At 62.7% G+C, this 8,279-nt stretch carries 6 protein-coding genes and 1 pseudogene; 4 read left to right on the top strand and 3 right to left on the bottom strand.

Annotated elements, in window-relative coordinates:
• Window positions 1-581: 581 nt before the first annotated feature.
• The gene (gene ispH / locus G3O01_RS44460; protein ID WP_205813850.1) at window positions 582-1,526 is read left to right on the top strand and encodes a 4-hydroxy-3-methylbut-2-enyl diphosphate reductase; all 945 of its coding nucleotides are present in this window, start codon (window positions 582-584) and stop codon (window positions 1,524-1,526) included.
• 10 nt (window positions 1,527-1,536) lie between these two features.
• The gene (gene hpnH, locus G3O01_RS44465; protein ID WP_205813851.1) at window positions 1,537-2,694 is read left to right on the top strand and encodes an adenosyl-hopene transferase HpnH; all 1,158 of its coding nucleotides are present in this window, start codon (window positions 1,537-1,539) and stop codon (window positions 2,692-2,694) included.
• A gap of 96 nt (window positions 2,695-2,790) precedes the next feature.
• On the opposite strand, the gene G3O01_RS44470 is transcribed toward hpnH, so the two are convergent.
• Window positions 2,791-3,396 (bottom strand): ABC transporter substrate-binding protein, encoded by a 606-nt coding sequence (locus G3O01_RS44470; protein WP_205813852.1) that lies wholly within the window; start codon window positions 3,394-3,396, stop codon window positions 2,791-2,793.
• Between the two features lie 204 nt (window positions 3,397-3,600).
• Between G3O01_RS44470 and G3O01_RS44475 the strand changes: the two genes are divergently transcribed.
• Both G3O01_RS44475 and G3O01_RS44480 read left to right on the top strand, forming a co-directional pair.
• A complete protein-coding gene (locus G3O01_RS44475) occupies window positions 3,601-6,213 on the top strand; it encodes an MMPL family transporter (RefSeq protein WP_205813853.1) in 2,613 nt (870 codons plus the stop codon).
• A 10-nt stretch (window positions 6,214-6,223) separates the two neighbouring features.
• On the top strand, window positions 6,224-7,192 hold the full coding sequence (locus G3O01_RS44480) for a VacJ family lipoprotein (protein WP_205813854.1): 969 nt from the start codon (window positions 6,224-6,226) through the stop codon (window positions 7,190-7,192).
• A 128-nt stretch (window positions 7,193-7,320) separates the two neighbouring features.
• Here the strand turns inward: G3O01_RS44480 and G3O01_RS44485 are convergent, their stop codons facing one another.
• A complete protein-coding gene (locus G3O01_RS44485; RefSeq protein WP_205813855.1) occupies window positions 7,321-7,800 on the bottom strand; it encodes a hotdog domain-containing protein in 480 nt (159 codons plus the stop codon).
• A 144-nt stretch (window positions 7,801-7,944) separates the two neighbouring features.
• Window positions 7,945-8,279 (bottom strand): annotated as a pseudogene (locus G3O01_RS44490) (hypothetical protein); the annotation flags it as partial.

Raw genomic sequence — 8,279 nt, forward strand, 5'->3', positions numbered from 1 at the left:
TGGCCGCGCGCGCCAGAAACCGCCGCGCGCAAACAGCAGCACACACCAGATCAACAGCGACAGACACGCCAACAGAAACAGAACCGCCGCAATCATGCATTGCCCTCTATGAAAGCCGCGCGCGCCTTCGACCGTGCGCGGCGCGGCGACGGGCGCGGCACGCCAGCAACACGCGCGACGCTGCGCCAATCGTGGAAATCGAGCCCTGGCCGGCTATCAGATATGTGATAGACCGCCTTTTCGATCCGTTCAAGAATGCGTCGTCTCGACAAGACGTCGCAGAAAATTCAATTGCAGCACGCCGGGAACCGCAAGCAATGCGTCGGCGCAACAAAGCCCGATAGTTTAAGGGTTCCAGCCAACAGGCGCAGCGAGTCATTTTTGCCGCGCAGGCCGCCACACAAACGCCACACTCCGCGTCGCCTGAAAAGCAAACAGACGGCGATAGCGTTAGAATGCGCGTTTGGTCTCAAGTATCGACTTTCGTCGGATTTAAGACATCAACTAATATACAGACGCGGCGAACAGGTCGTTTTTACCGATCTGCCCGGAATCCCGCGTCAGTCGGAGTTCGCCAGCTTATGCGAGTCATCCTTGCTCAACCCCGCGGCTTTTGTGCGGGAGTCGTAAGGGCGATCGAAATTGTCGATCGCGCTTTGCAGCAACATGGCGCACCTGTTTATGTGCGTCATGAGATCGTCCACAACAGGCACGTGGTCGACAACCTTCGCCGTAAAGGCGCGCGCTTCGTCGAGGAACTCGATGAAGTGCCGCAGGGCGCAGTTGCCATTTTCAGTGCCCACGGTGTAGCGCAAAGCGTCGAACGCGACGCGGAGCAGCGCGGCCTCGATGTGCTCGACGCCACCTGCCCGCTGGTGACGAAGGTCCACGTGCAAGGTCGTCAGTACGTGGGCGGGGGCCGCACGCTGATCCTGATCGGACATGCGGGCCATCCTGAAGTCGAAGGCACGATCGGCCAGATTCCGGGCACGGTGCTGCTCGTGCAAAGCGAAGCCGAAGTGGCAAAGCTGGAACTGCCGGTCGACACGCCGCTGGCATATGTCACGCAGACCACGCTTTCGGTGGACGACACGCGCGGCATCATCGACGCACTGAAGCGCCGCTTCCCGGACATCGTCGGTCCGGATACGCGCGATATCTGCTACGCGACGCAAAACCGCCAGGCGGCCGTTCGCGAGCTCAGCTCGCAAGTCGACGTGCTGCTGGTGGTGGGCGCAACGAACAGCTCGAACTCGAACCGTCTGCGCGAAATCGGCAGCGAATCGGGCTTGCCGAGCTACCTCGTCGCCGATGGTTCCGAAGTCAAGCCGGAATGGTTCGCCAACGTGAAGACGGTCGGCATCACGGCAGGCGCGTCGGCACCTGAAGAGATGGTCGAAAACGTGATCGATGCATTACGCACACTGGGCCCCGTCGACGTAACCACGATGGCGGGACGTGAAGAGAAAGTTGAATTCAAGTTGCCGTCGAAACTGACGCAACAACTCGCGGCACGCGAAGTTTAAGGAGGACGATTTGTCTATTCCGATGCTACAAAAAGTCCGGGTGGGCGCTTACATCATGCGCAACCACCTGAAGGGCAACAAACGCTACCCGCTCGCGCTGATGCTCGAGCCGCTGTTCCGCTGCAATCTTGCCTGCAATGGCTGCGGCAAGATCGATTATCCGGATCCCATCCTGAACCAGCGTCTGTCGCTGGCGGAATGCCTCGAGGCTGTCGACGAGTGCGGCGCGCCCGTGGTGTCGATTGCGGGCGGCGAGCCGCTGCTGCACAAGGAAATGCCGCAGATCGTCAAGGGCATCATGGCGCGCAAGAAGTTCGTGTATCTCTGCACGAACGCGCTGCTGATGGAAAAGAAGATGGACGACTACGAGCCGAACCCGTACTTCGTCTGGTCGGTGCACCTCGACGGCGACCGCGAAGCGCACGATCACTCGGTCTCGCAGGAAGGCGTGTACGACAAGGCCGTCGCGGCCATCAAGGAAGCCAAGCGCCGCGGCTTCCGCGTGAACATCAACTGCACGCTGTTCAACGACGCCGTGCCCGAGCGCGTGGCGAAGTTCTTCGATACGGTCGGCGAGATCGGCGTGGACGGCATCACGGTGTCGCCGGGCTACGCGTATGAGCGTGCTCCGGACCAGCAGCACTTCCTGAACCGCGACAAGACCAAGAACCTGTTCCGCGAAATCTTCAAGCGCGGCGACAACGGCAAGAAGTGGTCGTTCAGCCAGTCGAGCCTGTTTCTCGACTTCCTGGCCGGCAACCAGAGCTACGAATGCACGCCGTGGGGCAACCCGGCGCGCACGGTGTTCGGCTGGCAGAAGCCGTGCTATCTGGTCGGCGAAGGTTACGTGAAGACCTTCAAGGAACTGATGGAAACCACCGACTGGGACAAGTACGGCACCGGCAAGTATGAGAAGTGCGCGGACTGCATGGTCCACTGCGGCTTCGAAGCGACGGCCGTGATGGACACGGTCGCGCATCCGCTGAAGGCGCTGAAGGTCAGCCTGAGCGGCGCGAAGACGACGGGCGCGTTCGCCAAGGACATCCCGCTCGACAAACAGCGTCCGGCCGAGTACGTGTTCTCGCGCCACGTTGAGATCAAGCTGGAAGAAATCAAGGTCAAGGGCACGGGCAAGAAGGTGCAGACCTCGGCCGCTGCGTTGAACTAAGACGCATCGAAGCCGCATGAAAAAGAGCGCAACGGTTTAGCCGTTGCGCTCTTTTGTTTTGTGCCGCCGCTGTCTCAGGCAGACAGCCGTTGCTGATCAGCTCGCGCTGCGCGCGTTGTGCTCAGTGAGGAACTTGATCAGTCCGTCGACGCCGCCCTTGTTCAACTGATCCTGGAACTGCGTCTGATACACCTGGATCAGCCACGCGCCCATCATGTTGATATCGTAAATCTTCCATCCGTTCGCCGTTTTTTCCAGGCGATAGTCGATCGCGTCGTCGCCGCCGTTACTCAGCACGTGCGACTGGACGACGGTGTCTTTCGCATCAGCGGCTGCTGTGGAAGGCGCGAATTTGAATTTCACGTCCTGATCGCGCAACTGCGACAGCGACGCCGCGTACGTGCCGACCAGCAGCTTCGTGAATTGCTCATACAGTTGCTTTTGCTGCTCGGGCGTGGCCGTCGCCCAAGCCTTGCCGACGGCGATACGCGTCGTGCGCTGGAAGTTCGTGGCCGGCACGAAGTGCGTCTCGACCACCTGAGTGATCTTCTTCATGTCGCCGCCGCGCGCCTGCGGGTCGGCCTTCATCGCATTGACGGTGCCTTCGACTGCGCTCTTCACGATCGCATCAGGCGCGGTTTGTGCGAAAGCCGCGGTGGAAACCACGGCGGCTGCCAGAAAAGCAGAGATATAACGTTTCATACGCTCATCGGGACAGTTAGGAGTGAACTCGCGCCGGACAGGCCGCATCCGGCACGATTACGGGCCAGTATACCGACTTAAGACTTTGACCGGCTGCATAGGGTTCACTAGCAGGTTCACTTATGAGGCCGTGCGGCGGCCGCGTCGGTATACTTGTGCCCTCTTACCAATAACGCCAATCGTGACAAGGTCCCGCTCGCGTACATGCTGAAGTCATCTATCGTTCGCCTCGTTGTCTGGTCGGTGCGCCGTCCGCTGCACGTGATCGTGCTGTCGCTCGTGCTTGCCGTGCTGAGCGCCATCTATGTCGTTCATCACTTCAAGATCAACACCGACATCAGCCGTCTCGTCGAGAACGATGCGCAATGGACAGCGCTTGAAGACAAGATCGACAAGGCCTTCCCCGACCGCGGGCAGACCTTGCTGGTCGTGGTCGAGGCTGGCGCGCCCGAATACGCGGATGCCGCCGCGAATACGCTCGCTACTGCACTGCAAAAGAACACGAATGAATTCAGCTCGGTCATGCAGCCGGGCAGCGGACCGTTCTTCGAAAAGGAAGGCTTGCTGTTCCCGTCGCTGGCCGACGTGCAGTCCACTACGTCGCAACTGGTCAAGGCACGCCCGCTGATCAACTCGCTCGCACATGATCCGAGTCTCACGGGCCTCGCGGGCACGCTGACCACGAGCCTCTTGCTGCCGCTGCAAATCGGTCAGGTAAAGCTCGGCGACATGAGCAATCTGCTGTCGCGCAGCGCGACCGTCATCGATCACGTGCTGGCCAACGAACCCGCCGTCTTCTCGTGGCGCGCGCTGGTCGACAAGGACGCCGCGAAGGTGCCCGCGCGCGCGTTCATCGTGGTGCAGCCGAAGCTGGACTACGCTGCGCTCAAGGCGGGCGCAAAAGCATCGGAAGAAATCCGTGCGACGGCCGATTCGCTCGATCTCGACTCGCAATACGGCGCACGCATCCGTCTGACGGGCGAGCAGCCGCTCGCCGACGACGAGTTCGCCTCCGTGCAGGACGGCGCGGAGATCAACGGCATCATCACGTTCTTCGTCGTGCTCGGCATTCTGTGGCTTGCGCTGCGCTCGGGGCGCCTGATCGTCGCCGTGTTCATCACGCTGTTCGTCGGCCTCGTGATCACGGCCGCACTCGGCCTGATGATGGTCGATGCGCTGAACATGATTTCCGTCGCGTTCATGGTGCTGTTCGTCGGACTGGGCGTCGACTTCGGCGTGCAGTTCGGCGTGAAGTACCGCGAAGAGCGCAATCGCGACGACCGGCTCGCCGCCGCGCTGATCCACACGGCATACAGCATCGGCGTGCCATTGACGCTCGCGGCCGTCGCTGTCGCCGAGAGCTTCTTCTCGTTCCTGCCGACCGCGTATCGCGGCGTATCGGAGCTGGGCAAGATCGCGGGCGTCGGCATGTTCGTCGCGTATCTGACCAACATGACGCTGCTACCCGCGCTGATCAAGATCTTCAATCCGCCGGGCGAAGAGGAATCGCCGGGCTTCACGTTCCTCGCGCCCGTCGACGACTTTCTCGACCGCAACCGCACGCCCGTGCTGATCGCCACCGCCGTGCTGATTATCGGTGCGTCGCCGCTGCTGCTGCATCTGCGCTTCGACTTCAACCCGCTGCATCTGAAGGATCCGAATACGGAGTCGATGGCGACGCTGATCTCGCTGAACGATGCGCCCGAAGCGGCCGTCAACAATGTGCGGGCGCTGGCGCCGTCGCTGGCGGACGCGGACAGGATCGCGGCACGTCTGTCGAAGCTGCCGCAAGTGGGCCGCACGACGACGCTCACCACCTTCATTCCCGCCGACCAGCCGCAAAAGCTCGCGCTGATTTCGGCCGCAGCGCAACAACTGCTGCCGGCGCTCACGCAAACGCCGGCGCCGCCTGCCACCGACGCCGTGCGCGTCGCCGCGCTCAAGCGCACGGCGGCGCAACTGTCGCTCGCCGCCGAAGACCATCCCGGCCCCGGCGCCGCGGAAGCCAAGCATCTGTCGGATACGCTGACCAAACTCGCAGCCGCCGACGTCTCCACACGCGACCGCGCCGAACGCGCAATGTCGGAACCGCTGAAGATTTCACTGAAGCAGCTGGCCACCCTGCTGCAACCGACCGAAATCACGCGCGACAACGTGCCGAAGGACATCGCCGACAGCTGGGTCTCGAAGACCGGCCAGGCGCTCGTCGAGATTTCGCCGAAGGTTCCGCCCGGCACCGATCCCGGCGACGACGTGATGCTGCGCAACTTCGCGCGCGCGGTGAAGACAGCAGAACCGGGCGCAATAGGCGGGCCGATTTCGATCCTTCATTCGGCGAACGTGATCATCAAGTCGTTCGTGCAGGCGGGCGCGTGGGCCATTCTGTCGATCACCGCCCTCCTCTGGCTCACGCTGCGCCGCTTCGGCGACGTGCTGCGCACGCTCGTGCCGCTGCTGGTATCGGCCGTGGTGACGCTGGAGTTGTGCGTCGTGTTCAACATGCCGCTTAATTTCGCGAATATCATCGCGTTGCCGCTGATGCTCGGCGTGGGCGTCGCGTTCAAGATCTACTTCGTGATGGCATGGCGCAGAGGGCAAACGGGCCTGCTGCAATCCAGCCTCACGCACGCCGTGCTGTTCAGCGCGGCGACCACGGCGACGGCGTTCGGCAGCCTGTGGCTGTCGCATCACCCGGGCACGTCGAGCATGGGCCGCCTGCTGGCGCTGTCCCTCCTGTGCACGTTGATTGGCGCTGTGGTATTTCAACCGGTATTGATGGGCAAACCGCGCGCTCGCCGCGCATCGAAGAAACAATAAGGATAGCCGCATGAAGATGCGTACCGCCGCGCTGGCATTGACCGCCGCGAGTCTTGCAACGGGGTGTGCAACGGGTCCGGACCGGAAACCCGGCGACCCGCTCGAGCCGATGAACCGCGCGGTTTTCAATTTCAACGACGCACTCGACCGCACGGTCGCAGTGCCGATTGCGAAGGGCTATCAGAAGGTCACGCCGCAGCCGCTGCGCCAGGCCATCAGCAACTTCTTCTCGAACCTCGGCGATCTCGACAACTTCGCCAACAGCCTGCTTCAGTTGCACATCAAGGACGCCACCGAAAGCCTGATGCGTTTCGCGATGAACTCGACGTTCGGTATCGGCGGCCTGATCGATTTCGCGACGCCTGCCGGCCTGCCGAAGCACAAAGAGGACTTCGGCCTGACGCTGGGCCGCTGGGGCGTGCCGTCCGGCCCGTATCTGGTGCTGCCGCTGTTCGGCCCGAGTTCGTTCCGCGACGGCCTTGGCTATCTGGTCGACTTCCGCGCCAATCCGATTTCCTATATGGGCTGGGAGTACAAGTATCCGCTGTACTTCGTGCAGTTCATGAGCGTGCGTTCGGATCTTCTCGGCGCGACGACACTGCTGGAGCAGGCAGCACTCGACAAGTATTCGTTCGTGCGTGATGCCTATACGCAGCAGCGCCGCTCGTTGCTGCGCGGCGCGAACGCGCCGGCGTCCGCGTTACCCGATTACGGCGACGACGATTCGGGCGCGGAAGCGCCTGCTGGCGCATCGGGCACGGCGCCGACGACCGTGCCGGGCGCGGCGCCGCTCGGCTTGCCGAACTACAGCGATCCGGGCGAAGCAGCGCCGGCCGATGGCGCGTCGGGCGCTGGCGGCGCGAAGGGTCCAAAGACCAACGACGAAACGCTGCCCAAGTACGAAGATCCGGGCAATGGCGCCGCGCCGTCGCCGAACGCGACGCCCGCGCCTTCTTCGGATAAGCCGGCTTCGCAGTAAGTCGGTCTCCCGGCGCCAGCGCGCGTCGATTGCAGAAGGTCAAAAGCCTCGGCAGGTCGCGAGACCTGCCGAGGCTTTAATTTTTCCGGCAGCCGAAAGAGCCGCCGACTCCGCCGCCAGATTTTTGTTTAGTGCGCTGCGTCCGCTTCCTGGCCCGCGTCTTCGGTGTCTTCCGAAGCCAGCGCAGCCGGCGTCTGCATTGCGCGCAGGCTCTCGCTGTAGCGCTCGAACGCTTCGTCCGAGTAACGAATCTTCGTGCGGCCGTGCGGCGCCGGATTGCCGTTCGCGTCCAGATTCACGAACACCATCTTTTCGACCGTCAGGATGCTCTTGCGCGTGATCTTGTTGCGCACTTCGGCGCGCAGCGTGATCGACGTCGTGCCGAAATGCGTCGCCGTCATGCCCAGTTCGATGATGTCGCCCTGACGCGCCGAGCTGACGAAGTTGATCTCCGACATGAACTTGGTCACGACGCGCTGGTTGTCTAGCTGGCAGATCGCGTAGATCGCGGCTTCCTCATCGATCCAGCGCAGCAGGCTGCCGCCGAACAGCGTGCCGTTGGGGTTCAGATCTTCGGGCTTGACCCATTTGCGTGTGTGGAAATTCATTTCGGTCCCTCTTTGGAAATAGCGCGGCCGCACGCGCTGGCGCGACCTAGGGTTAACACCTAGCACTATACCAGATATAAGGGTTTTCCCTAGGTCTTCAAGACCAACACACTATTTCGCTTTCCGCGCAGACGGCGCGGCCGCTCAGAGGGAGCGCAGCGCGCCCGCGCGCTCCAGCACATCACGTGCGGCGACGAGGGAAGCCCGCGCGGCGCGGGCGTCGGCTGCGACCTGCAGGAGTCCGCCAAGCTGGGAAGGTTGACGCGCCAGTTCGCGCAGGATGGGACCGATGGCCGTCGTGCCGTCGTCGCGCAAGCCGGCGGTCGCGGCGGACGGCAGCGTGCGCCAGGCAGGATCGACGATCGCGCGGCACACGACGAACGGCAGCCCGTTCGCCTCGGCGATGGCGCCCGCAAGGTGAGATTCCATATCGACGGCGAGCGCACCTGTCGATGCATGCAGCGCGGCCTTGTCGGCAG

The organism is Burkholderia sp. Ac-20365, from assembly GCF_017104715.1.
Lineage (GTDB): Bacteria > Pseudomonadota > Gammaproteobacteria > Burkholderiales > Burkholderiaceae > Paraburkholderia.